The sequence below is a fragment of the Paraglaciecola algarum genome (genome assembly GCF_021532655.1).
Lineage (GTDB): Bacteria > Pseudomonadota > Gammaproteobacteria > Enterobacterales > Alteromonadaceae > Paraglaciecola > Paraglaciecola algarum.
Genome location: NZ_JAKGAS010000004.1, coordinates 42302 through 66431, shown reverse-complemented (window position 1 = coordinate 66431; position 24130 = coordinate 42302). Strand labels below are relative to the sequence as shown.

Genomic DNA, 24130 nt, shown 5'->3' with positions numbered 1-24130 from the left:
AGTGATTGAAACCTCTATCGTCTGGCAACAAAGTCGTTTGGTTGAATATTCGCCAATGGCGCGCCATTTTCAGAAATTAAAATAGCATTATTAGCAAACACAGTTTTTACCAAAACCTTCTCAGGGTGCAGATAAAATTGTTTAAATGCCTGATTATTGTCATCGTAAACCTGATTAACTTGAAATAAAGTTAACTTGTCACCTGCTTTTACGCCATTGTGTTTGCCGATATTAATAGTGATTTGCTCACTGGCCACATTTATTACTCTGCCGTAAGCAGGAAGACAACTAATAGAGTCGTCAATTTTGTCATTTAAATCTTGCAGTAGTTTTTGGCTGGCTATGCCAAAATCACTTTCCCAAAAGGTTAGGTTATCTGCGTTGATATCTTGATGTAAATCAAACCCCCAAGGAGCGGTAAACTCGAGCTGATCTTGAAAAATCAATTCCCCTGATACGCCATCAACAAGTGATACAGCAAGAGCTAAATTTCGATTATTCTGAGCCTGCTCCCAAAATTTCAGGCTAGAAGATTGTTCCGATGTCACCCCAAACTTGGTGACTTCACCAAATAATACAAATTGTGCGTGTGTTTTTTTAGCTAAGTTGAAGGCACTGGATTTCAATTGACTGTTATCTGGAGCTAAATAGTAGGGCTCTAACTGGGAGATAGTTGAGTACTTGGCAGAACTACGTGATCCTAGTTGTAGTTGTTGAGCTAATATCTTGCCAAAATCGTACATATTGCCAACTGAGGCTTGTTGACGATTTCTAAGTTGATACCAAGTAGTAGTGACATTTTTTTTATAATCAGATGCATTGCAGGCTATGGACTGGGGAAATATATCCACTCGCACAGACACCGTCACTATGTCTCCATGATAGATTTCGTCTATCAATTCGATATTACCCACTTCTCCAGAACTCACAACTTCAAATTTGTCATCTTGTAATAAGCCATTTGCCATGTGTTGCACACTTTTTACTGAGGCTCCCGCAAACATCAAGGCTTGTTTGATTGCTTCTTGGGTGGCTTGTTGTCTGGCAATTGCCTTATTACCATCGTGGATCACTGCTTGACCTGTGGCGTCAAACCATATGCCAAATGCAGATTGACAACAAATTAGTAGCCAAATACTGATTAGAAATTTTGATAATTTTAACCAAGTCATTTCAAATGCCTTTTTTAATAAACGATAGATGAGCGGTGATTGAAGTTTGGCTATGTGTCAAATAGTCAAATAAACTCATTTTTTAGATAGGTTAAGCACAAAGCGTACCTGCTTTTCTGTTTCTTTTTAGTTAAAAAATACTGAGTAAAGGGAATAAAAATTTTTGGGTATGAATATTGCTATTCATTAACTCATAGTTGGACTTGTTGAACCTAAGGTTTGATGACTTAAGTTAATAGATAATCAGGATTAACACTGTGAAAGAACAAAAAGTAGCGAAGTTTAAATTAGTCACTAGGATGCTTGTTGCCTCATTGGTGATATGTTTTGCCGGTTGTTCTAGTATGTTTGATAAACATATTGAGTGGGAAACCCTTGAACCAGAGACTTTCCCAGTGATTTCAGCAATTGGTTATGCACCTATTTCGGAACAAAAAGGTAATAGCCAAGCAGGTAAGATGTTAATGGCATTAAAAGCTTCGAAGTTAGATGCATATCGAGAACTAACGGAGCAAGTATATGGCCAAAAAGTTGACGGTGGTCAATCATTATCTAGTTTAGTGCTTGAAGATACTCGTTTAGACAGCACTGTTCAAGGTGTCATCCGCGGGGCAAAAGTGATTAAAAGTTACCCAGTAGGTGAAGATACTTATGCCACTGAGCTAGAGTTAGATTTTAAATTGGTTAATGATATTTACCTGTCAACCGCTCGGCCTAGACAGGTAAAAAAAGTTCATTATTATTGAGTTAACGAGGAATCGAGCGCTGAGCTAAAAAGACGTGATATTGCTAGCCTGATTGATATTCTTTTTGTAGCTTGTAGCTTGTAGCTAGAAGGCTCGTAGCTCCTAAGCACTTATTCCACCACCTGAACTGCCACCTTTCGTTCTGCCACTTTTATCATAAGTCATAGATTCTTTAGCTCGAGACTCAAGTAATAAGTTTCTTAAGTGCTCTAAGCGCAATTGTCCTTGTTCGATAGCGGTTTGATTGATTTGGGTTCGAAATTGGCATTGAGCCACCATTTCTTTGGCTTGATCAAATAAGCCAACTATTTCAGGGCTATTTTGTAGTTCTGGGGCAGATTGGGTGTAGAGCTTTTCAATTACCGAGTCTTGTTGTTGTATTGAATCGAGTAGACTTTCTTTGGTTTTAAGCAGATTAATTAAAGATTCTGCATCTCGGCTACTGATTAAATGAAGTTCGGTTTCTAAGGTTTGTTGTAGTTCTTGTAAAGAATTATGTTGATCTATTATTGCTTTTTTTAATTCAGACATAAAAAGGTACCAGAGTGAATGACAGCGTACATTATGCTGTCATTACGCCTTAGTACCAAATATTTCTGACTCTAATGCAGATATTTTTTTCGCTAAAGATTCGGCATTGATTTGATATTCGCCATTTTGGATAGCTTTTTTCAATTTATCGACCTTTTCCTGATTAACAGGCGCTTCAGAGCCTTTCTTCTGAACTTGGCTTAATTGCTGAGCAGAAGAGGTTAAAGACACTGAATCTTGGCGAACAGCAGTAGCCGCAGTTTTCTGAGTGCTAGCTTGCTGAGCACTATTATTCTGTGCTTGCTGCTGTTGGTTCAGCTTCTGATTATCAATTGGGGTTTTAACACCACCATTGTTTACATTATTAATAGACATAATAAAAACTCACTACTTTATTTACCCTCACCTATTTATCGACCTAGTTTACTAAAACTTTAACAAATATTTGAATAACTCTAATCAAGTAATGTATCGCTTTGAAATACAAACTAAATATTCACTTCAACTTGGCCTGTGTCTGCTACTTTAGCCTTAATTCTCTTGCTAGAACGACTATTTTTAACACTTATTGTATCGCCCATATTACCATCTTCTAAAGCAATTCCCGAAGTTTTTACATGCATGACTTCTGAAACAGCAGAAATTGTTACACTATCCCCCTTGCATACATAACATAAGTTACTTGGTGAAATCGGTCTACCGGCGGGCACACGGCGTTTTATTCGGGTACCGACTATTTCATCAATATCGCTAAAAGTCGTGCTTCTGAGGCGCTTAGTATCCATTTGAATAATGCGTAAATTGCTTTCTGTTAATAGAGTTCCCGGGCTGACTGCACTAGCTAAAACAACCACAGGTTGGATTTCAGTCGCTTTTATGACCAAAAACATATACCAATTATTTTCATTACATTGGGCTTTAACTGTGATGTTTGATTGGTTAATTGATTCATTATTCACACTAAAATTTAACTTTGAATGACAAACGGGAATTTTTATTCTATCGTCGATTGGCATAGCGTTAACTTTAATTGTTTTATGTGACTCGGCAGTGAGTTTAGTCGCAATATAGTTTTCCGCTTGGGCGATTAATTGTTGTTTGGCTAAATGAATGTCTGTTTCGGCCGCTATAACGTTAATAGTTAGGCCGAAGAACATGGCTAATTTTACTACTACTTGATAATAATATGATTTTTTCATGTTCACTTGTGGTTAACTTGTCTATGCTAAGGGCTACAAATTTAAATGTATTGATAAGTGTCAATATACAGTCACTTATCAATAGCGGTTTTTAATTTAAATTAAAAATATGAATAAATTCATACTTTTAATTTAAATTATAGTTAGGTTAAGCAAAAGCTGCGCCGCTTTTGATTCTTATTGGAGTGTTACATGTCTGAAATTCTTAACTCAGTTAACCAACGAACTCAACTTGTTGGTGAAAACAGATTGGAATTGTTGCTTTTTAAACTTAACTCCAAGCAGCGATTTGGAATTAACGTGTTTAAAGTAAGGGAAGTGTTGCAATGCCCACCTTTAACATCCATGCCAAAGTTAAACGCCTTAGTGAGGGGCATTGCTCATATTCGTGGCCAGACGATTTCGGTTATCGATATGAGTTTAGCCACAGGCGGCAGAAAAATTGAAGATTTGTCTACTGCTTTTATTATCATTGCCGAATACAACAGTTCAGTTCAAGGTTTTTTGGTAGGCTCAGTAGAACGTATAATTAATACCAACTGGGCTTCTATTATGCCACCTCCCAAAGGTAGTGGTAGAGCAAGTTATTTAACGGCTGTTACTGAAATTGAAAATGAACTAATTGAAATTTTAGATGTAGAAAAAATCCTAAATGAAATATCACCAGTTAACACTGATTTGAGTGCAGACTTTGAAACGACAATTGATACCAGTGAAGATAAAACAGAAAAAATTATCTTCATAGCAGATGATTCCTCTGTGGCTAGAAATCAGGTTAAAAAGGCGCTTTCTGCTTTAGGTTTAAATATTGAATTAGCCAAAAATGGGTTAGAGGCCCTAGAAAGGTTAAAAGAAATTGCCGCAGAAACGGGAGACGTCACTGATAAAGTGGGGGTGTTGGTTTCAGATATAGAAATGCCAGAAATGGATGGTTATACCTTAACTGCCGAAATTAGAAATACGCCGGAGTTGAAAAAATTGCATGTTATTTTACATACTTCTCTAAGTGGTGTGTTTAACCAGGCTATGGTGCAAAAAGTGGGAGCTGATGATTTTATCGCTAAATTCCACCCTGATGAACTAGCTTCTTCAGTACAAAAGTGGTTTGGTAATGATTAAATTTTTACTGTAAATTTTGTAACGTTTAAAGAATGGAAAGTAGCACTTTTCTTAATGCTTAATGATTAGAGAATGATAAGTGGCGATGGACGAAATTGGGTTACGGCAGTATCAATTGTTTTGTCAGTTTATTGAGCAAGCCTGCGGTATTGTATTGGGTGAAAATAAACAATATTTAGTGCGCAGTAGGCTTTCTCCATTGGTTAAATCAACTGAAGGTGCTACTTTTAACAGTTTTATTGATTCAGTGGTGCAAGGTGATCAAAAGGCCCGCTTAGCTTCTATAGAAGTGATGACCACCAACGAAACCTTATGGTTTCGAGATAGTTACCCTTTTAAATTGTTAGAAAAAGAAATTTTTCCTAAACTCGTTCAGCAATCTAATTCAAATATGCCTATTAAGGTTTGGAGCGCAGCTTGTTCTTCTGGGCAAGAAGCTTATTCCATAGGCATGACTTGGTTAAGTTTTAAAAAAAACAATAACATATCAAAAAGATTGGAAATTGTTGGAACTGACATCTCTACCGAAATGTTACAACACTGTCAAAAAGCTGAATATGATCAGTTGTCAATATCACGGGGACTACCCAGCCAATTTCAAAAAGATTATTTTGAGCAGATAGAAAATAATAAACTAAGGGTCAAACCTGAGCTTAAAGGTTTGGCTAGTTTTAAACCGTTTAACTTATTGGCTAACTACGGTCCTTTGGGGCAATTTAATATTGTGTTTTGTCGCAACGTGTTAATTTATTTTTCGCCACAGGTGAAAAAACAAATACTGCAAAAGATTGCCGCTTGCCTGCAAGAAGGTGGCATATTGTTTTTAGGGGCTTCGGAATCTATCTCTGACTTGAGTGATGAGTTTACTATGATACGAGGTAGCTTAGGCTTGTATTACCAGAAAAAACCTCACTAATCTTCCTAAAATTCATTAAAAATCTCTCATTGGCATAACCTTTGCTTTTAATTCCTCAACACGAGGAGATATACATATGGCGATTAGCTTAGATAAATTGATGGGATTCCATCACAAAGCACTACAAGTTCGTACTGAGCGGATGGAAGTAATTGCTGGAAACCTAGCTAACGCAGACACTCCCGGCTATAAAGCAAGAGATATAGACTTTCAAAAAGTCATGCAAAGTGCGCAATACGCACGTGATCATAATTTAACACGTACCAATGAAAATCATATAAAAGGTTCAATGAAAGGCATAGGCGAATTGCAATATCGAACGACTCATCAACCGGATACTGGGGATGGTAATAATGTCGACGTGCAGATTGAGCGAAACACCTTTTTAGATAACGGATTACGTTATCAGGCCGGAATGGAATTTTTAAATGGAAAAATTACAGGTATGAAAAAAGCACTCAAAGGAGGGCAAGGTTAATGAGCTTATTTAATGTAATGGATATTGCTAGTACAGGCATGAGCGCACAAAGTGTGCGTTTAAACACGACAGCCAGTAACGTAGCTAATGCAAGCAGTGTGAGCAGTAGTTATGACGCCACTTATAAAGCCCGACATCCTGTATTTGCAGCTGCTCTACAAAATGCTTCACAAGACAAAGGTGATGGAGTAGGTGTCAACGTATTGGGTATTGTTGAAAGTCAAAAACCCTTACAAATTGAATATAGCCCAGGTCATCCAATGGCTGATGAAAATGGTTATATCTACAAACCTAATGTGAACATAGTGGAAGAAATGGCGGACATGATGTCAGCGTCCAAGGCTTATGAAACTAATGTGCAAGTGGCTGATACAACTAAACGAATTTTTAGACGTGTACTTAGATTAGGCCAAGGCCAGTAAGTAAGAGTTAAAAATAAGCGATCGAGTTAGAGGAAATATTGTGGATACGGTAAATAACGGTTTAAACAGTAAGTTATATTGGCAAGAAGAAACAGTGCCAGTGGCTGATGATAGTAACCAAAAACTATCACAAGAAGACTTCTTCTCATTGCTAACTGAGCAGCTCGCCAATCAAGATCCAACAAAGCCGGTTGATAATGACCAAATGGTGGCGCAGATGACAAGTTTCACCATGGCCGATGGTATCGAGCAGTTGAATAGTAAATTTTCTGATTTTGCTACATCAATGACCTCAAATCAGGCTTTACAAGCATCTAGCCTAATTGGCCAGCAAGTCTTGTTGCAAGGTGATGTTGGGTATGTTGGTGCTGCAGGGCAAAGTGTGTCTGGTGTGGTGATTAATCAAGAAACAGTACAAGAGCTTGAAATTACCATTCAAACAGAAGCAGGTGAAATTGTTAGAACAATCAATGCAGGAACACAAGCGGCAGGAAATATAGAATTTAGTTGGGACGGCACAGATAAACACGGCAATCAAATGCCGCCCGGCAATTATGTGATACAAGCGCAAGGTAAAGTGGCTGGGGAGTCTCAAATCATCCCCACAGCTGTTAACCGACATGTAGACAGTGTCAGTTTAGCGGCAAGCAGCCAAGGTATAATTCTTAATTTGAATGGTAATGTCAGTGTCACACTTGACGATGTGATTCAAATCGGTGGTTAACAGGAGAAAAAAGTATGTCTTTTAATATTGCACTTAGTGGTGTTTCTGCCGCTCAAAAAGACCTAGACACAACAGCAAATAACATTGCTAACGTGAATACGGTTGGTTTTAAAGAATCTCGTGCAGAGTTTGGTGATGTTTATGCCCAGTCACTGTTAGCTAGTGGTAAAACAAAGGTTGGTGATGGTGTTGTTACTCAAGAAGTGGCCCAACAGTTTTCTCAAGGAAGTCTACAGTTCACCAACAATGCCTTAGATTTAGCCATTACTGGCAATGGTTTCTTTGGTACCGTACCTGACCTAGATTCAAGAGATTTTTCCTTTACTCGTGCTGGCCAGTTTAAACTCAATTCTGAAAACTTTGTGGTTAACTCTAATGGTGATCATTTATTAGGTTTTCCAGTGAACTCTGATGGCAGTTCGTCTTCTGTTGCATTAAGTACGACTGTGCCCGTGCGTATTCCTGATTCATCTGGTTCTCCTACTCCCACTTCTGAAGTTAAGTTAAAAATGAACTTACCAGCTGGTGCGGATGCAAAAGATCTTGCTTTATTTGATCCTCAAGACCCTCTGACTTACAACGCAGCGACTTCTGTTACCGTGTTTGATACTTTAGGTGATAGTCATGTCATGACTTATTACTTTGTGAAAGATGCCGCAGCGGCTGCAGCTACGCCCAAGAGAAACGAATGGGTCTCGGTTACCTATATGGATGACCAACCATTAGACGTGGCGGATACCGCAACTGGTCTGAGACCCGCCGCGGGTAATGCGACTGCAGCAAGTGCTCCAGCAACTACCAATAACTTTCTAGGTGGCACTTCGTTAGGCGCGGCAAATGCTGTGGCGGGATATCGAATGTTCTTCTCCAGTGGCGGTGATTTTAATGGAATGCAAGACTCTCAAGGTGCCGCTACTGCCTTGGGTGATGTGACTTCAGTACAAATTGGAGGAGGGATTTTAACTAACGGTTCTGATCCTGCACAAACAATTACTACCAACTTTAATTTAGATCTCACGAATGCAACGGCTAATGAACCCACACAATTTGCATCTAACTTTGAAGTCACCTCGTTAGAACAAGATGGTTTGGCTGTTGGTCGATTAACAGGCATTGAGATTGGCCCTGATGGCTTAGTGCGCGCGACCTATTCTAATGGTACCTCTGAGCCTATCGTGCGAGTAGCACTGATTCGATTTGCCAATGATCAAGGTCTAAATCAACAAAGTGGGACTACTTGGCAAGAAAGTATTTTGTCCGGTGAAGCCTTAGCAGGTGAAGCTACCACAGGTACCTATGGCGATATCAATTCTTCATCACTTGAACAAGCTAATGTCAATTTAACCACTGAATTAATCGACATGATTATTGCCCAACGGAACTTCCAAGCTAACTCAAGAGCTTTAGAGATTAACAATCAGTTAAATCAAACTGTATTGAATATTCGTTAAAACCTAATTTAATAGCACTTCAAAGGCTGCCTAAACGCAGCCTTTTTTATGTAAGAAGTTACGATCTGTCGAGCTACGAGTTTCTAGCAAAAACAGAAACGTTTAATTAAAGTTAATTAATATTCTTTTCACAGCTCGAAGGCTCGTCATGCCTAGCTGCTTTTCTTCTAGTCACTAGCCGCTGCTTATTTTCATGGCATCTTAATTGCATTTACATTAACTAAGTATAATTAATGTCAAGAATCAGTCATGGATAAGTTGCTTTATATTGCTGCAAGTGGTGCCAAACAAGATTTACTTGGCACCTCAGTTCGAGCTAATAATTTAGCCAATACTCAAACTATAGGTTTTAAAGCCTTGTTGGAACAAACCCGTGCTATGCCTGCTTATGGCGAAGGGTTACCTACGAGAGTATTCTCCATGACCGAAAGCCCTGTTAATAATTACGCGGGCGGCGCTATGGTAAAAACAGATCGGGAATTAGATTTGGCCATACAAGGTGAAGGTTGGTTTTCGGTTCAAGATGCCAATGGAAATGAAGCCTATAGCCGTAATGGCAGCATGCAGTTAGGTGCCAACGGTGAATTAAAAGATTCTTACGGAAATACTGTGATCGGTGATTTTGGTCCAGTATTTTTGCCAATCCCACTTTCTAATATTGATATTGCTTCTGACGGAACTATATCGGTTCGCCCTCAAGGCGCCCCTGAAACAGTATTAGAAGAGATAGGCACCTTAAAGTTAGTGAATCCAGACGTTAAAAATATGGTTCGAGGTGACGACGGTTTGTTCCGCTTAAAAAGTGGCGACCAAGCGCAAGTTGATCCCTTGGTCAGTATTCGTAATGGCGTGTTAGAAGGCAGTAATGTTAACCCTGTTGAAGAAATGGTTAGCATGATCAGTTTGCAAAGACATTATGAAATGCAAGTTAAGTTAATGAAAAAAGCTGAATCACTCGATCAACGTGGTAATCAGTTGCTCAGAATTATTTAAATGAAATGTATATGTATCCAATATTCGTTATTTTTAGGAGGCTTTCATGCACCCAGCACTGTGGATAAGTAAAACGGGCCTAGATGCGGCTCAGACCGATGTGGCAGTGATATCAAATAATTTGGCCAATGCTAGTACAGTTGGCTTTAAAAAAGATCGCGCCATTTTTGAAGATCTCTTGTATCAAAATATTAATCAACCAGGTGGTCGTTCCTCTGCAGATACTGAATTGCCTTCGGGCTTGATGTTAGGTGCGGGTAGTAAGGTGGTTGCTACGCAAAAATCTCATACGCAAGGCAATATGTTAACCACTGAAAATTCATTGGACATGTTGGTTCAAGGTCGTGGTTTTTTTGAAGTACTCCAGCCTGATGGTTCCTTAGCTTATACCCGAAATGGTCAATTTACTTTGAATGACCAAGGCCAGTTGGTAACACCAGGTGCAGGTTTTTTATTACAACCTGTCATCACAGTACCAGAAGACGCGCAGCAAATTACTATCTCTCAAGATGGTGAAGTGTCAGCGTCTATTCGAGGCCAAGCAGAGCCTGCGGTTTTAGGCCAAATTAATGTATCTGATTTTATCAATGCCACAGGCTTACAGCCAATTGGGCAAAATATGTACGTTGAAACTGCGGTAAGTGGCGCGCCTTTGCAAGGTGTACCTGGATTACAGGGGTTAGGCACAATAGTGCAAGGCGCCCTTGAAACATCGAATGTGAATGTAACCGAAGAATTAGTAAATTTGATCGAAAGCCAACGTTTATACGAAATGAACTCAAAAGTGATTTCGTCAGTGGATCAAATGTTAGGGCAGGTTATCCAACAACTATAGTGAGAAAATAATCGTGTTAGTAATGATAGTGGGTCGATTAGTTAATTGTCGTGTGAGTTTTTTGAAGGCATTCATATTAAGCCAGGTCATGCTTTTGTCTCTTGGTTGCCAGTCTACTTCTGTGAAAGCTCCGCTGCCTAACGATCCTTTCTATGCGCCTATACTACCAGAGATGCCACGGCAAAAGATTGCCCAAGACGGCTCAATATTTCAGGTGGACATGGCCAATAGTCTTTATTCTGATGTAAAAGCTAGAAGAGTGGGCGACATTATTACTGTTACCTTGCGTGAAAGCACCCAAGCGACTAAATCTGTGGGCACCTCTCGAACGAAATCTTCGGAAGTTGAAGTGAATCCTATTGTTGGTTTAGGTGGAAATGTTTTAAATATTGGTAATGAGTCTATCCAGTTAGGCATGGATTCATCTAAAGACTTCTCTGGGGACTCATCTGCCAATCAAAGCAACAACTTGTTCGGCAGCATTTCTGTCACAGTTGTACAAGTGTTACCTAATCAAAATTTATTGGTACGTGGCGAAAAATGGTTAACCTTAAATAACGGTGACGAATACATTCGTTTAACTGGGGTAGTACGTCCAGCAGATGTTAGTCCAGCCAATGAAATCACTTCGACCAAAATAGCCAATGCACGCATTCAATATAGCGGTACAGGCGATTTTGCTTCCACTCAAAAAGAGGGCTGGTTAAGTGGCTTTTTCTCATCTGAATATTGGCCTTTTTAGGAGGACTATATGAAAACACTAATTAGTCTATTGGTACTTTGTAGTTTAGTTGGGGCGCCGTTTGGTCATGCCCAAAGGATCAAAGATCTAGCATCTGTGCAAGGAGTAAGAAGTAATCAATTAGTCGGTTATGGCTTAGTGGTTGGTTTGCCTGGTACTGGCGAACAAAGCCCATTTACTGAACAAAGTTTTCGCACTATGTTGTCTAATTTTGGTATCAGCCTAGCCAGTGGGCTTAAACCTAAAATTAAAAATGTAGCTGCTGTTGCAGTACACGCCGAATTACCCCCTTTTATTAAGCCAGGGCAAACTATTGATGTAACTGTGTCATCTATTGGCGAAGCAGCAAGTTTACAAGGCGGAACCTTAATTCAAACGTTTTTAAAGGGTTTAGATGGCAATATCTATGCGGTAGCGCAGGGCAGTTTAGTGGTTAGTGGTTTTGGCGCTGAAGGCGGAGACGGTTCAAAAATAGTGATTAACACACCAACTGTGGGTCGTATAGCTAATGGTGCATTGGTTGAACGAGCGGTAAAAAGTGGTTTTATGCAAGAAGACTACTTAACTTTAAACCTTAAATATCCAGATTTTTCTACCGCTAAAATATTGGCCGATACCATTAATAGTCGATTAGGCGCAGATCCCGACAAAGGTTATACCATAGCCACACCAATAGATGCGGCATCGGTTAGAGTGACCGCGCCAAGAGAAGTGGGGCAAAGGGTAGGCTTTTTAGCGACCTTAGAAAATTTTGAATTTACTCCAGCAAAAGCCGCTGCTCGGGTGGTGATTAACAGTCGTACGGGCACCATAGTGATTGGCCAAGATGTACGTTTGTTGCCTGCTGCCATTACCCATGGTGGACTAACTGTCACCATAGCTGAAAACCAAACTGTGACCCAGCCTAATGCGTTAGCGGATGGTGAAACAGTGGTTACGACTCAATCAATTGTGGATGTGAATTTAGACGATACACGTTTGTTTAAATTTGACCCAGGTGTGACTTTAGATCAATTAGTCAGAGCGGTTAACGAAGTCGGGGCTGCTCCAGGTGATTTGATGGCGATCTTAGAAGCATTACGTGAAGCCGGAGCGCTGCAAGGCGAGCTGGTCGTTATCTAAGGTTTATGATGGAAAACTCAATCAATACTCAAGGCCAACTGGAGCTTTCTAGAAATGCCAATGACATTCAAGGTTTAGATGTCCTGCGTCAGGCTGCCAAAAATGGTGATAAAAAGGCCCTAGAAGAAGCGGCCAAACAATTTGAAGGTATCTTTGTACAAATGATGCTTAAGTCTATGCGTAAAGCGCAAGACGTGATGGCAGATAAAGATAGTCCATTTAACTCTGAACAAGTGAAATTTTATCGTGATATGCACGATAAGCAGTTATCTAATGATTTATCAGATAATGGCAGTATAGGTTTAGCTGACATTATAGTGCGTCAATTGGGGCAGTTAGGTGATGGCTATATGCCAGCCAGTGCCACTCGTAGTGACGGTAATTTGTCTAGTTTAAGGCAATCGAGTTTAAATCGTGATGCTATTAAAAGTACCGAAGCTGCCCAACAACAAATTTTGTCGAAAAATGAAATTAATACGTTTTCGTCTTTTAAGTCTGCCGCTTTTACTGATGAACAATCTTTTATTGAGCAGCTTTATCCTGCAGCCCAACAAGCAGCACAGGAGCTTGGTATCGATCCCAAGGCACTTCTAGCCCAGGCTGCTTTAGAAACAGGTTGGGGCAAACATATGATCCACACCTCTGATGGCCAAAACTCCCACAATTTATTTGGTATCAAAGCTGATCGCCGTTGGCAGGGTGATAGAGCTATGGTGGATACCTTAGAAGTTGAAAAAGGTGTGGCTAAATCTCACAAGGCACCTTTTAGAGTGTATGAAAATTTTACGGACTCTATGCAAGATTACGTCAAGTTTGTGCAACAAAACCCAAGATATGAAAAGGCGATGAGTCAAAGCAAGGAATCACAAGGTTATTTCTCTGAGTTACAAAAGGCTGGATATGCCACAGATCCGAAATATGCCGAAAAAGTGATAGCTGTGCTCGAAGGTAAACAGTTCCGGAAATATTTACCATGATTATCAATTTTTTAGTTTGTCAGTGGGAGAATCTATATGATCCCAACTAAGAATGATCTGTCTAGAAACGCCAGTTTATTTTCTATTGCCCGCAGTGGCGTAGATGCCAGCAACCAATTACTTCGTACTACAGGTCATAATATTGCGAATGTCAATACTGAAGGTTATGTGCGCGAAAGAACGACTTTTCAAAGTCAAGCTACGGGTGGGGTAGGTCAAGGTTCCACAGAGCGTATCATTAATACTTTTGCGCAAAATCAATTAAGAAGAGATACCACCTTACACAGCGAATTTGAAACCTATCATCAAAAAACCTCGGTTTTGGATAATGTGTTTGCTAGTGAATCCAACAGTATTTCTAAAAGTATGAGCCGATTTTTTGGTTCTATGCAAACCTCGGCAGATGACCCCACTAGTATTGCAGCGCGGCAGTTAGTGTTAGGCGAGGCCCAATCTTTGATGGGGCAGATAAGTACGGTTACTGGTTTTCTGCGTGAGAAAGAACAAGAATTAAATATTGAAGTTACCACTAACATCAATAAAGTGAATAGTCTAATTACCTCTATAGGTGAATTAAACGAAGCGATCAGAATCAATCAATCTAACAATATATTCGATGAGCCAGGCACCTTAAAGAACCAACGAGATAACGCCATTTTAGAGCTGTCTAGCCTGTTATCGATTGAAACAAGAGTGGACCCAACAGATACTGGTGGATTGTTAGTTAATCTTACGTCAGGTGAATCTTTAGTTTTGCAAGATGGTTCACTTAATTTATTTGAGGTTAATAATGATGCGGACCAAAATTATAAATCTTTAAGGTTATCCAGTAGCGGCAAACCTACCACACTTAATTTAAAAGAAACTAATTTAGGCGGTACTATTGGTGGCCTATTTCGGTATCGAGATGAGGTATTAGAAACTAGCCGCCGTGAATTGGGACAAATCGCTTTAGCGGTAACAGAGTCGTTAAATACTCAAAATAGATTAGGTATGGATTTTGATGGCCAGTTGGGTAGTAATATCTTCACACTGCCTGATATTACCGGGTTAGAACATCCAGATAATGTAGGTACAGTTGGTGTAGTCACGGGGCGTATTACTCAAGGTGCGGCTGGACAAATTACCAGTGCCGATTATGAGGTGACAGTAAATAGTATTACCCCAGGGGCGCCACCTACACTTGATGTGACAGTCGCTGCAATTAATCCTGATGGTTCGGCAGTATTGGATGTAAATGGCAATCCAATTAGTCAAAATTATCCGGTTTTAGAAGCTGCTGGTGGTACATTTACCCCAGTTATTGGTGGTTTAGAATTAGAGTTTTCCGCAGGAGCAGCATACACAGCGGGTGATAAATATATTTTACAGCCCACTAAAAATTCAGCCGATCGTATCGAAGTGACCATGACTCGGCCAGAAGATTTAGCCCTAGCGTCACCAATTCATGCCGAAGGTGATATCAATAACTTGGGGGATGCCAAGGTGATATCCACTAAAGTAACGAATACTTTTATTGATAATACTTTTGCCGATTCAAGAGCATCTGGGTTTAATAATGCTGGTGGTATTCATGGCCCTGGAGCCTCACCTACAGGTGGTGGTGGCGTGGGAGCACCTGCCGAAATTTTGTTTACTGCAGCCGATACCTATCAAGTATTGGACAGTGCAGGCAGTGTGATTGCTACAGTGACAGGTACCACTGATTTCAACAATATGCTGGCGCAGGCTGAAGCATCAGGTGCAGGTCCAGCTTGGCCAGCAGCGTTTTCTGCATTAGACGATTACCCTGGGTATGATTTATCTATCCAAGGAGTACCTAAAGCGGGCGATAGTTTTAGTATTAGTTTCAACACCGATGGACTAAACGACAATAGAAATGCTTTGGTGTTGTCTGATTTGCAAAATCAGAACATTATGCAACTTAATAATAGTGGCTCAGGGGAGCCGGTTAGCTTTCACGAAGCATACGCAAACACGGTTAGTGACATAGGGCAAAAGTCAGCCAGTGCTAATATTTCATTACAAGCGGCAGAAGCCTTAAAAACGCAATCTAAAGATTGGTTTGATTCAGTTTCTGGTGTGAGCTTAGATGAAGAAGCGGCAAATCTGGTGAGATTTCAGCAATCATACTCAGCAGCGGCAAGGTTATTAGGTACAGCGCAAGATTTGTTCAATACAATTCTTGGTGTAGTTAGATAAGGATCTTAGAAAGGTTTTATTATGCGAATTTCTACTGGACAATTATACGATCGTAGTGTGCAGGCTGTATTGGAAAATCAAGGTGATTTATCGGATATTCAGCAACAACTGTCTTCAGGTAAAAAGTTGTTACGTCCTTCGGATGATCCGGTTGGTGCAGCGCAGGTGATACGTTTAACCGAAGAAATTGATCTGATTGCTCAATATAAAAAAAATAGCAACTTGTTAACTAACAGTTTAGAGCAAGAAGAAACCGTACTAAAAAGTATAGATACAGCTATGAACCGTGCTCGTGTGTTGATGGTGCAGTCAGGCAACGGCATAGTGGGAAAACAAGACCGAGTAGCAATTGGCATTGAAATTGGTCAAATTCGCGATCAAATATTTGATTTAATGAATAGCCAAAATGCTAACGGTGAGTATATTTTTGCCGGCTTTAAATCCGCCTCTCCAGCATTTTCTTATAATCCTAGCGCGACTGGAAATAAGTATAATTTTGAAGGGGATTCCGGGGAAAATAAAGTTCAAATATCAAATACCGTAAAGGTGCAAATGAACAACTCTGGTAAAGATGTATTTGAAGATGTGCTGGCTCGCTCAAAAGCCACAATTAGTGGTTCGGTAGGTGTGACGTCTGCACGTTTAGATATTAAACAACAATCTAAATTTGACCAGTTTCATACTGCCAACTTTGATGCAGTTACACCCGCAAACAATCAATTTCGGGTCACTATCTTGTCTGCTACTCAAGCCCAAATTAGTAATGTGGGTACAGGTGCTATCTTGGATACAGTGAGTTTTTCTAGTGGTACACCATTTTTATTCAATGGGTTGGAAATAGATATTGAGGGTACCGCAGGTAACACCATGGACTTTCAGCTCGAAACGCCTAAAAAACAAAATATTGCTGAAACCCTCAATAATTTTGTGACAGCTTTAAATGACGGAACTTTGTCAGATGGTGGATTTCAAGAAGCCTTAGAAGATGCTTTAGCTGGCGCTGATAATGCTTTAGTAGGGGTGGCCAATGGTATTTCTGAAATTGGTGGCCGGGCTAATATTACCGATGCCGTGTTTGCTTCCAACTTGGATTTGGAAATAGCCAATAAATCAGCCCGTTCAAATATCGAAGAAGTTGATTATGCAGAAGCGGTTTCTGAACTGAGTCGTCAAGAAGCAGCGTTAACCGCAGCCCAAGCAACCTTTAGTAAAGTAACAGGTGTGTCCTTATTTGATTTTATTCGCTAGTTTTTCTGAAATCTCTTATAAAAATTGGCTTACATTAAGCTTACTAAGATAAACATTGGTTTTATTACTTTCGTGAGACGAGTAATAACTTACATAAAGCGAGCCATTTTTTAACACTAAGCCAGGGTAACTATTGTCTCCGGACGAAGGTAAAATGGTATGTAATTTTAAGAGTTTACTGACTACATTTAGTTTATTGGCTTTTAAAGTATCAATATTTAGGCTAAGTAAGCCTGTAACTAATTGTTTTCCTTGAACTACTCTACCAGCAATAAGTAAGGTGTTTTCATTTATTTTCAGCATTGCCGGCCCACCTATATAGGCCTTTAAATCTGTCCATTGCCATTTTTTATAGGGGAAATGACTCACCCCTAGTTGTGCAGAATAAGTATCAGCATCTCTTCTAACCAAAGCGAAAGCTGTGTTATTTATAAATACTAAATCACTTTCATTTGGATAACCTTTATTATGCTTGGCTAAACTTAATACCGAAGGCTGGTGTAGATGAAAACTTCTTTTGGGATGGCCTTTGTACAAGTTAATAGCGTTGGCACGCCTGTTATAGGCAAAACCATAAGCCATATCGTTAAGCCATTTAACACGCCACAACCACCAACCTTTATCTGCAAATTCAGTATTAGAGGACCAACTTTTCCCGGTTTGCGATACCCAGCAAAGATTACGAGTGGATAACGTTTTATTATTGATATCGGTTAATCTAGCGTAGGCGATTAGCAGTAAATTGCCTTTTGGAGTAATGCTGAGCTTGGGATCTCTTAAGTCTGTATTGGGTTCACTTAATTTTAAGCTGCCAATTTGTTTGCCAGATAAATCTGAGGTGACAATTCTTATACTACCATCTGCACTCACATGATTTTTAGCTTCGCGATAACAACAAAATAATTGTTCTTTAAATTCACATAAGTCGGTAAAAGCATTGTGAATTCCCTTATCCCCTATTTTTTTTGTCCAATTTATGTGCATTTTTCAATCTTTTTTTCAAATCTTAACTTATTGAAACTCAAGTAAATAATAAATTCAATAGGGCAAAACTCTGCCGCTTTTTAAGAATAAAGGCAATTTTTGTTAAAGGGATTTTTAAATAGGTCGATAAATTTTCTGAGAGAGCCAGTAATGATGAATTTTATAAATTGAAAGTCATCATTCTATTAGTGTTATTTAACCAATCGAACATAAGTTCGATCGCCAGCATCGCTGGACTGAGAGTGTAGGAGAACCCCATGGGTTTATACGTAAATACCAATGTTTCATCGTTGAACGCGCAGCGTCAGTTGTTCGATTCAGCCACATCTTTAAATACTTCATTTGAACGTTTGTCTTCAGGCTTCCGTATCAACCGTGCGGCCGATGACGCTGCAGGTTTGCAGATCACTGACAGATTAACCACTCAAGTACAAGGTCTTAATCAGGCCGCTCGTAATGCCAATGACGCTATTTCATTGACCCAAACCGCTGAAGGCGCGTTAGGTGAGGTGACAAATGCCTTACAGCGTATTCGTACTTTAGCGGTACAATCACAAAACGGTATCAACTCATCTGCAGACCGTACCGCGCTGCAAAAAGAAGTGACCGCCCTTAAAAATGAAATCAGCCGTATTGCTTCTGATTCTCAATTTGCTGATTTAGATATTTTGCAAGGTACTTTTTCTGCAAAATTCCTAGTAGGTGCAAATGGTGGACAAACTATAAGTGTTAACATCTCTAGAACGGGCGGTTTCGGTGCATCTGGTTTAGGTGTGGGTGAAACTACTGTTGCCACAGTAGAAGGCGCTTCTGCTGCATTAGCATCGGTTTCTGAAGCTATATCAACAATAGGTGGAGTACGTGCTGATTTAGGTGCATTACAAAACCGTTTTCAGTCGACTATTCGTAACTTGACCAATATTTCTGAGAATGTTGCTGGTGCAAGATCTCGTATCAAAGATACTGACTTTGCTTCTGAAACTGCAGAATTAACCCGTAATCAGATTGTTCAGCAGGCCAGTTTGACTGTACTAAGTCAGGCTAACCAGCGTCCACAATCGGCTCTATCTTTACTAGGTTAATAATATTTTGATTAGCTTTAGATTTTTAAAGCTAATCGATGTTTGAAACCTAGGTTTCGAGACCCTTCATCTGTTTAGGGCTTAGGGGCCAGGAGGTAGTGAACCAGGTAACAAGTATTGAGCAGGTGAGTGTTTCGCTCACACTCTCTTTAAAAAGAGCCCAAAACCGGATTTTATCCGGTTTTTCTCGTTGCCTAAGTAATTGAAATACAAGTGTATTTAAAATTAGTGTGTTTTTTCACTAAAGGATTTCTCCTGCCTGAACGATAAGAATACATAGACGTTACGCAACTAATAAAACTAATAAGCGAACGACTAAACAGAGATCGAATAATAATAAAAGCAAGATCCTGTTACCGCAGAGGCAGCTAATAATAAAACCAGCCCAGCGGATGTTAATCAAATCGTTAGGAGAAAGAAAATGGGTTTATTCGTTAACACGAATGTCTCGTCGTTGAATGCTACTCGTCAGTTATTCAACTCAGGCAGCAATTTAAGTACTGCATTCGAAAGATTGTCATCTGGTTTTAGGATCAATGGCGCTAAAGATGACGCTGCAGGTTTACAAATATCTAACCGTTTAACCACTCAGGTTTTAGGTCTCAATCAAGCCGTTCGAAACGCCAATGACGCCATTTCATTGTCTCAGACAATAGAAGGCGCATTAGCTGAAACCACTACTGCATTGCAAAGAATACGTGTTTTGGCGGTACAAGCACAAAACGGTATCAATGGATCTGCTGATAGGGTGGCGCTACAAAAAGAAGTAACCGCACTTAAAGATGAAATTAGTCGTATTGCCTCAACCTCTCAATTTGGTGGAGTAAATATTTTAGATGGAGCCTATTCTTCTGCGTTTCTAGTTGGGGCAAATGCCGGCCAGACTATTAGCGTTAACGTATCTAGAGTCGGTGGGTTTGGCGCTTCCGGTTTGCAAGTTGCTGACGTAACTGTGGCAAATGTAGCAGGTGCATCTGCGGCTATGACACTAGTATCTGATGCAATATCTATTATTGATGCTAAACGAGCTGATTTAGGTGCGTTACAGAATCGATTCCAATCTACCATACGTAATTTAAGTAGCATCTCTGAGAATGTTTCAGCGGCAAGAAGCCGTATACGTGATACTGATTTTGCCGTCGAAACGGCAGAGTTGACCCGTTGGCAGATAGTACAACAAGCTAGTACCACTGTACTTGGTCAAGCGAATCAAAGACCGCAAGCGGCGTTATCACTATTACAATAATATTTAAAAGAAGAATTAAGATGAAAAATAAAGTTGAGCATATGCGGGGGCAGGCTGCAACGAGAAGTAGAGGATATAGGTTTAGTTAACAAGTAGATTAAACCAAAAAGAAAACGGTCGAATTGCAAAATGTGGGGGCAGGCTGCAACCGACCGAGGATACTTTCATTATTAAGTGTTATTTACAAACTTTGAGCGTAATCAGAGTGAGTTTTACTATGATTTAATCATTTAAGCCGAGGCTTTTTTGTTTAAATCGCTAACAGACAGAAGAGACGCCAGGAGGTAGTGAGGTATTGAGGTTAGGCCATCAATCCTGTCTGTCAGCTCGAGCTTACGCTCACACTTTTTTGCTTTGTAGAGTGCTTCAAACACTGAACAAAATGCTAACCAGGGTACCAGCTAGCAATTAACTTAAAGCATGTTATGTGCCAACACGCAGATAACCTTGTCAATATTAATTTTAGCAACACCAATAAACGCTGACATTACAAATAAAAATATAAGTCAGTGCATGGTTAGGAGAGAAAAATGGGTTTATTCGTAAATACAAACGTATCGTCGTTAAATGCTTCTAGACAGCTATTTAACTCGGGCGGAAATTTAAGCACTGCATTTGAACGTTTGTCTTCTGGTTTTAGGATCAATGGGGCAAAAGATGATGCGGCAGGATTACAGATTTCAAACAGGTTAACTACTCAGGTGTTAGGTTTGAATCAAGCGGTTCGAAATGCTAATGATGCAATTTCATTGTCGCAAACTATTGAAGGTGCGCTGGGTGAGACCACAACGGCTCTGCAAAGGATACGAGTGTTAGCAGTTCAGGCGCAAAACGGGATTAATGGCTCATCAGATAGAACGGCACTGCAAAAAGAAGTGACTGCTTTGAAAAACGAGATCAGCCGGATAGCGTCCACTACCCAGTTTGGTGGTGTGGATGTGTTAACAGGCGGATATTCATCTCGATTTTTAGTGGGCGCTAATGCAGGACAGTTTATTAGTGTCAACGTATCTCGTGTCGGTGGATATGGGTCTTCAGGTTTGAATGTCGCGGATGTGACAGTTGGCAATGTTGAAGGGGCATCTCGTGCGATGACTGCAATTTCAGAGGCCATATCTATTATCGATGCCAAACGTGCGGATTTAGGTGCATTACAAAATAGGTTTCAGTCAACTATTCGAAATTTGTCGAATATATCTGAAAACGTATCAGCGGCAAGAAGTCGTATCCGAGATACTGATTTTGCCGTAGAAACGGCAGAGTTAACCCGTTGGCAAATTGTACAACAGGCCAGTACCACTGTATTGAGCCAAGCTAATCAAAGACCTCAAGCAGCTTTATCTCTATTAGGATAAAACTGAAGGTAATGACTGAGGTCAATGAAAAGTCGTAAGAGAAAACAAGAGGGTAGGAACTGAGAGGCCGACCTGAGTAACACAAAGGAATGTGTTACTAATTGCCATAGGAGGGCACTATTTTTCCGCTTTGCCGGATTTTTATAGAGGCGCTTTTTATAGAAGCGCACTTTATATAAGGCGAAGATGGATAACCAGTTTGCTCCAACTCCTAACGTGAGCAAGTTGGTCGGGTAATATCAATTGGTATTTACCCGGCCTTTTTTAAGGCCAACATGTTATTCTTTTAGAAAATAGAAAATAGAAAATAGAAAATAGAAAATAGAAAATAGAAAATAGAAAATAGAATGGAAAACGTCGACCAACAGAACTGAGAGTGTAGAAGTTTGGTTGAGAGGCCAGTATTCATCTCTAATTCTGTCAGTCGACTGAAACAGTATAAACTCGTTGACTGCTATTACACAAATTGATTGGGCTAAAGCCTTAAACAATTAAACTACTAGGTAGTTTTTAAACAAAACAAGATTCTGATTTAATTCATCTATACTGATAGCAGTGATGAATTAAAACGTCGACTAATAGGACTGAGAGTGTAGAAGTTTGGTTGAGAGGCCAGTATTCATCTCTAATCCCACCAGTCGACAGAAACCTTCTTTGCTCCATCTCCTAACGTGAGCAAGTTGGTCGGGTGTTCTCATTTTGTGAGAGCCCCGGCCTTTTTTCTTTACATAATTGCATTTGAATGCAGGTTATGTATCTGACAAACATAAAGCATACAGTATGCCAACTTTTCACATTGTTATAATGTTTAGGTGCAATACAGTTTTACGAGCCACCCTAAATATTGATTGTCTTATTCAACATTAAAACCTCTAATATCGTGTCCCTTTAGATATATAAATTAAGTATTTTTAAAATTTACTAAAGCTCGTTTTATTTTATCTGATTGATTTTATTTAGTATTTCATTTCATCTCTCTGTTTTAGTTAAAAAGTTTAAAAAAATATCAAAAAAAAATTAAAGTTGTTTTAGAAGGGGTCGATAACTTTAGTTGAGGGGTAGTTTAACTAACTACTTTTATTATTAATCTGAGTAGAGGTACTCGGTTTTTGATATTTTGAGGTAATGCTAAGGGGAGGCCCATAGCATTTAAATTGAGGCAAACTTACTGTTACTTGGTCTTTAACGGCAAGCAGTGAGTTTTCAGGAGGTTTTATGGGTTTATATGTAAATACAAATGTGTCTTCTTTGAATGCTCAGCGCCAGCTGTCTGGTTCAGGTCAAGCACTTAGTACATCATTTGAACGTTTGTCATCAGGTTTTAGAATTAACCGAGCTGCAGATGATGCGGCTGGTCTACAAATCTCAGATCGTTTAACTACTCAGGTTCAAGGTTTAAATCAAGCAGTTCGAAACGCTAATGATGCTATTTCATTAACACAAACTGCTGAAGGTGCGTTAGGCGAGGTGACTAACTCTTTACAACGTATTCGTACTTTGGCTGTACAATCGCAAAACGGTATTAACTCTTCTGCAGATAGAACATCATTGCAGAAAGAAGTGACAGCACTTAAAAATGAAATCAGCCGTATTGCATCAGATACACAGTTTGCTGATTTGGATATTTTACAAGGTGGTTTTTCTGCTAAATTCTTAGTAGGTGCAAACGGTGGCCAAACTATCAGTGTGAATATTTCACGTTCAGGTGGTTATGGTGCGTCAGGCTTATCATTAGGCGATACAACAGTTGCGACTATTGCCGGAGCATCGGCTGCTTTAACTGCTGTAACTAATGCTATATCTACTATCGGTAGTGCGCGAGCTGATTTAGGTGCTTTGCAAAACCGCTTCCAATCAACTATTCGTAACTTAACTAATATTTCGGAAAACGTAGCAGGTGCACGTTCACGTATCAGAGATACTGATTTTGCCAGTGAAACAGCGGAATTGACTCGTAATCAAATCGTTCAGCAGGCTTCATTGTCAGTGTTAAGCCAAGCAAACCAAAGACCTCAATCGGCTTTGTCATTGCTTGGATAGTCATTTGATTAGGTAAATATTCAAGTGAAAATGTGCTAAATGGCCGGCTATGTATGTAGTTGGCCATTTGTTGTTATTTAGAGGTGATTTATGAAAATTGATTCTCAAAGTATTGGCCAAGATTTTGCTTCTGTAGGAATAGAGAAAGAACTTGTTCAACAACAAACGAATAAATCTGTTGCCGAAATAGATAAAGTAGAACAATTGTCTAAAGGAAACTCTTCTTCAGCCGAAAAAGAAGAAAGAGAATTAGGGAAAGTTTCGCCTGAACAAATTGATAATGCAGTATCGGAAATAAGTGAATTTGTTCAGGCTAGTAATAGACAACTGAATTTTTCCATAGATGAAGATAGTAAAAAGCAAATTGTAAAAGTGACAGACACTGAGTCCGGTGAAGTCATTAGGCAAATCCCTTCAGAAGAAATTTTACAGTTGTCAGATAGGTTAAGAGATTTACATACGGATGTTGGTGCGGCAGTAGGTTTGTTATTTAATAAACAAGTGTAGTTAGGCAATTAAACTAATATTAAAGTAGAAAAAGCTAGA

The 24130-nt window shown here is 39.6% G+C and carries 24 protein-coding genes; 19 read left to right on the top strand and 5 right to left on the bottom strand.

Annotation, left to right across the window (positions count from 1 at the left end):
* Positions 1–14: 14 nt before the first annotated feature.
* A complete protein-coding gene (locus L0668_RS08610; protein WP_235311808.1) occupies positions 15–1172 on the bottom strand; it encodes a flagella assembly protein FlgT in 1158 nt (385 codons plus the stop codon).
* A gap of 299 nt (positions 1173–1471) precedes the next feature.
* On the opposite strand from L0668_RS08610, the gene L0668_RS08605 reads away from it, so the two are divergent.
* A complete protein-coding gene (locus tag L0668_RS08605) occupies positions 1472–1918 on the top strand; it encodes an LPP20 family lipoprotein (protein ID WP_235312310.1) in 447 nt (148 codons plus the stop codon).
* 102 nt (positions 1919–2020) lie between these two features.
* Here L0668_RS08605 and flgN read toward each other — a convergent pair whose 3' ends face one another.
* The 3 genes from flgN to flgA form a co-directional block, all read right to left on the bottom strand.
* On the bottom strand, positions 2021–2449 hold the full coding sequence (gene flgN, locus L0668_RS08600; protein WP_235311807.1) for a flagellar export chaperone FlgN: 429 nt from the start codon (positions 2447–2449) through the stop codon (positions 2021–2023).
* Positions 2450–2491: 42 nt separating this feature from the next.
* Positions 2492–2824, bottom strand: coding sequence for a flagellar biosynthesis anti-sigma factor FlgM (flgM, locus tag L0668_RS08595; RefSeq protein ID WP_235311806.1), 333 nt, complete (start codon positions 2822–2824; stop codon positions 2492–2494).
* Positions 2825–2937: 113 nt separating this feature from the next.
* Positions 2938–3648, bottom strand: a complete 711-nt coding sequence (gene flgA / locus L0668_RS08590) for a flagellar basal body P-ring formation chaperone FlgA (protein WP_235311804.1) — start codon at positions 3646–3648, stop codon at positions 2938–2940.
* A gap of 192 nt (positions 3649–3840) precedes the next feature.
* On the opposite strand from flgA, the gene L0668_RS08585 reads away from it, so the two are divergent.
* The 13 genes from L0668_RS08585 (at position 3841) to flgL (ending at position 16877) form a co-directional block, all read left to right on the top strand.
* Positions 3841–4767, top strand: coding sequence for a chemotaxis protein CheV (locus tag L0668_RS08585; protein WP_235311801.1), 927 nt, complete (start codon positions 3841–3843; stop codon positions 4765–4767).
* A gap of 85 nt (positions 4768–4852) precedes the next feature.
* Positions 4853–5683, top strand: coding sequence for a CheR family methyltransferase (locus L0668_RS08580; RefSeq protein WP_235312308.1), 831 nt, complete (start codon positions 4853–4855; stop codon positions 5681–5683).
* A 76-nt stretch (positions 5684–5759) separates the two neighbouring features.
* Positions 5760–6161, top strand: a complete 402-nt coding sequence (flgB, locus tag L0668_RS08575; protein ID WP_235311798.1) for a flagellar basal body rod protein FlgB — start codon at positions 5760–5762, stop codon at positions 6159–6161.
* Positions 6161–6583, top strand: coding sequence for a flagellar basal body rod protein FlgC (gene flgC, locus L0668_RS08570; protein ID WP_235311796.1), 423 nt, complete (start codon positions 6161–6163; stop codon positions 6581–6583). The genes flgB and flgC overlap by 1 nt, the downstream gene beginning before the upstream one ends.
* 40 nt (positions 6584–6623) lie before the next feature.
* Entirely contained in the window at positions 6624–7307 is a 684-nt protein-coding gene (gene flgD / locus L0668_RS08565; protein ID WP_235311795.1) for a flagellar hook assembly protein FlgD, read from the top strand.
* A 14-nt stretch (positions 7308–7321) separates the two neighbouring features.
* A complete protein-coding gene (flgE, locus tag L0668_RS08560; RefSeq protein WP_235311794.1) occupies positions 7322–8758 on the top strand; it encodes a flagellar hook protein FlgE in 1437 nt (478 codons plus the stop codon).
* 249 nt (positions 8759–9007) lie between these two features.
* Positions 9008–9751, top strand: coding sequence for a flagellar basal body rod protein FlgF (locus tag L0668_RS08555; RefSeq protein ID WP_235311793.1), 744 nt, complete (start codon positions 9008–9010; stop codon positions 9749–9751).
* Positions 9752–9797: 46 nt separating this feature from the next.
* Positions 9798–10586 (top strand): flagellar basal-body rod protein FlgG, encoded by a 789-nt coding sequence (gene flgG / locus L0668_RS08550; protein ID WP_235311790.1) that lies wholly within the window; start codon positions 9798–9800, stop codon positions 10584–10586.
* Positions 10587–10647: 61 nt separating this feature from the next.
* A complete protein-coding gene (gene flgH, locus L0668_RS08545) occupies positions 10648–11328 on the top strand; it encodes a flagellar basal body L-ring protein FlgH (RefSeq protein ID WP_268820292.1) in 681 nt (226 codons plus the stop codon).
* Positions 11329–11337: 9 nt separating this feature from the next.
* Positions 11338–12450, top strand: a complete 1113-nt coding sequence (locus L0668_RS08540; RefSeq protein ID WP_235311784.1) for a flagellar basal body P-ring protein FlgI — start codon at positions 11338–11340, stop codon at positions 12448–12450.
* Positions 12451–12458: 8 nt separating this feature from the next.
* Positions 12459–13427, top strand: a complete 969-nt coding sequence (gene flgJ / locus L0668_RS08535; protein WP_235311780.1) for a flagellar assembly peptidoglycan hydrolase FlgJ — start codon at positions 12459–12461, stop codon at positions 13425–13427.
* 36 nt (positions 13428–13463) lie between these two features.
* The gene (locus L0668_RS08530) at positions 13464–15629 is read left to right on the top strand and encodes a FlgK family flagellar hook-associated protein (RefSeq protein ID WP_235311778.1); all 2166 of its coding nucleotides are present in this window, start codon (positions 13464–13466) and stop codon (positions 15627–15629) included.
* Between the two features lie 21 nt (positions 15630–15650).
* Positions 15651–16877: a flagellar hook-associated protein FlgL gene (flgL, locus tag L0668_RS08525; protein ID WP_235311776.1), complete on the top strand. Its 1227-nt coding sequence runs from the start codon at positions 15651–15653 to the stop codon at positions 16875–16877.
* A 15-nt stretch (positions 16878–16892) separates the two neighbouring features.
* Here flgL and L0668_RS08520 read toward each other — a convergent pair whose 3' ends face one another.
* A complete protein-coding gene (locus L0668_RS08520) occupies positions 16893–17861 on the bottom strand; it encodes a hypothetical protein (protein ID WP_235311774.1) in 969 nt (322 codons plus the stop codon).
* A 257-nt stretch (positions 17862–18118) separates the two neighbouring features.
* On the opposite strand from L0668_RS08520, the gene L0668_RS08515 reads away from it, so the two are divergent.
* The 5 genes from L0668_RS08515 to L0668_RS08495 all read left to right on the top strand — a co-directional run bounded on the left by L0668_RS08515 (position 18119) and on the right by L0668_RS08495 (position 24091).
* On the top strand, positions 18119–18943 hold the full coding sequence (locus tag L0668_RS08515; protein WP_235311773.1) for a flagellin N-terminal helical domain-containing protein: 825 nt from the start codon (positions 18119–18121) through the stop codon (positions 18941–18943).
* Between the two features lie 421 nt (positions 18944–19364).
* Entirely contained in the window at positions 19365–20189 is an 825-nt protein-coding gene (locus tag L0668_RS08510) for a flagellin N-terminal helical domain-containing protein (protein WP_235311771.1), read from the top strand.
* A gap of 530 nt (positions 20190–20719) precedes the next feature.
* Positions 20720–21544, top strand: coding sequence for a flagellin N-terminal helical domain-containing protein (locus L0668_RS08505; protein ID WP_235311769.1), 825 nt, complete (start codon positions 20720–20722; stop codon positions 21542–21544).
* Positions 21545–22759: 1215 nt separating this feature from the next.
* Positions 22760–23584: a flagellin N-terminal helical domain-containing protein gene (locus tag L0668_RS08500; RefSeq protein ID WP_235311767.1), complete on the top strand. Its 825-nt coding sequence runs from the start codon at positions 22760–22762 to the stop codon at positions 23582–23584.
* Positions 23585–23674: 90 nt separating this feature from the next.
* Positions 23675–24091: a flagellar protein FlaG gene (locus L0668_RS08495; protein WP_235311766.1), complete on the top strand. Its 417-nt coding sequence runs from the start codon at positions 23675–23677 to the stop codon at positions 24089–24091.
* The last annotated feature ends 39 nt before the right edge of the window (positions 24092–24130 follow it).

Bases quoted from the DNA above. Each gene is read 5' to 3' on its own strand.
- flgN (WP_235311807.1), bottom strand. From the start codon at position 2,449: ATGTCTGAATTAAAAAAAGCAATAATAGATCAACATAATTCTTTACAA.
- flgC (WP_235311796.1), top strand. From the start codon at position 6,161: ATGAGCTTATTTAATGTAATGGATATTGCTAGTACAGGCATGAGCGCA.
- L0668_RS08605 (WP_235312310.1), top strand. From the start codon at position 1,472: ATGCTTGTTGCCTCATTGGTGATATGTTTTGCCGGTTGTTCTAGTATG.
- L0668_RS08585 (WP_235311801.1), top strand. From the start codon at position 3,841: ATGTCTGAAATTCTTAACTCAGTTAACCAACGAACTCAACTTGTTGGT.
- L0668_RS08530 (WP_235311778.1), top strand. From the start codon at position 13,464: ATGATCCCAACTAAGAATGATCTGTCTAGAAACGCCAGTTTATTTTCT.
- L0668_RS08520 (WP_235311774.1), bottom strand. From the start codon at position 17,861: ATGCACATAAATTGGACAAAAAAAATAGGGGATAAGGGAATTCACAAT.
- flgG (WP_235311790.1), top strand. From the start codon at position 9,798: ATGCACCCAGCACTGTGGATAAGTAAAACGGGCCTAGATGCGGCTCAG.
- L0668_RS08515 (WP_235311773.1), top strand. From the start codon at position 18,119: ATGGGTTTATACGTAAATACCAATGTTTCATCGTTGAACGCGCAGCGT.
- flgA (WP_235311804.1), bottom strand. From the start codon at position 3,648: ATGAAAAAATCATATTATTATCAAGTAGTAGTAAAATTAGCCATGTTC.
- L0668_RS08555 (WP_235311793.1), top strand. From the start codon at position 9,008: ATGGATAAGTTGCTTTATATTGCTGCAAGTGGTGCCAAACAAGATTTA.
- flgB (WP_235311798.1), top strand. From the start codon at position 5,760: ATGGCGATTAGCTTAGATAAATTGATGGGATTCCATCACAAAGCACTA.
- L0668_RS08510 (WP_235311771.1), top strand. From the start codon at position 19,365: ATGGGTTTATTCGTTAACACGAATGTCTCGTCGTTGAATGCTACTCGT.
- L0668_RS08500 (WP_235311767.1), top strand. From the start codon at position 22,760: ATGGGTTTATATGTAAATACAAATGTGTCTTCTTTGAATGCTCAGCGC.
- flgM (WP_235311806.1), bottom strand. From the start codon at position 2,824: ATGTCTATTAATAATGTAAACAATGGTGGTGTTAAAACCCCAATTGAT.
- L0668_RS08495 (WP_235311766.1), top strand. From the start codon at position 23,675: ATGAAAATTGATTCTCAAAGTATTGGCCAAGATTTTGCTTCTGTAGGA.
- flgL (WP_235311776.1), top strand. From the start codon at position 15,651: ATGCGAATTTCTACTGGACAATTATACGATCGTAGTGTGCAGGCTGTA.
- flgJ (WP_235311780.1), top strand. From the start codon at position 12,459: ATGGAAAACTCAATCAATACTCAAGGCCAACTGGAGCTTTCTAGAAAT.
- L0668_RS08505 (WP_235311769.1), top strand. From the start codon at position 20,720: ATGGGTTTATTCGTAAATACAAACGTATCGTCGTTAAATGCTTCTAGA.
- L0668_RS08580 (WP_235312308.1), top strand. From the start codon at position 4,853: ATGGACGAAATTGGGTTACGGCAGTATCAATTGTTTTGTCAGTTTATT.
- flgE (WP_235311794.1), top strand. From the start codon at position 7,322: ATGTCTTTTAATATTGCACTTAGTGGTGTTTCTGCCGCTCAAAAAGAC.
- L0668_RS08540 (WP_235311784.1), top strand. From the start codon at position 11,338: ATGAAAACACTAATTAGTCTATTGGTACTTTGTAGTTTAGTTGGGGCG.
- L0668_RS08610 (WP_235311808.1), bottom strand. From the start codon at position 1,172: ATGACTTGGTTAAAATTATCAAAATTTCTAATCAGTATTTGGCTACTA.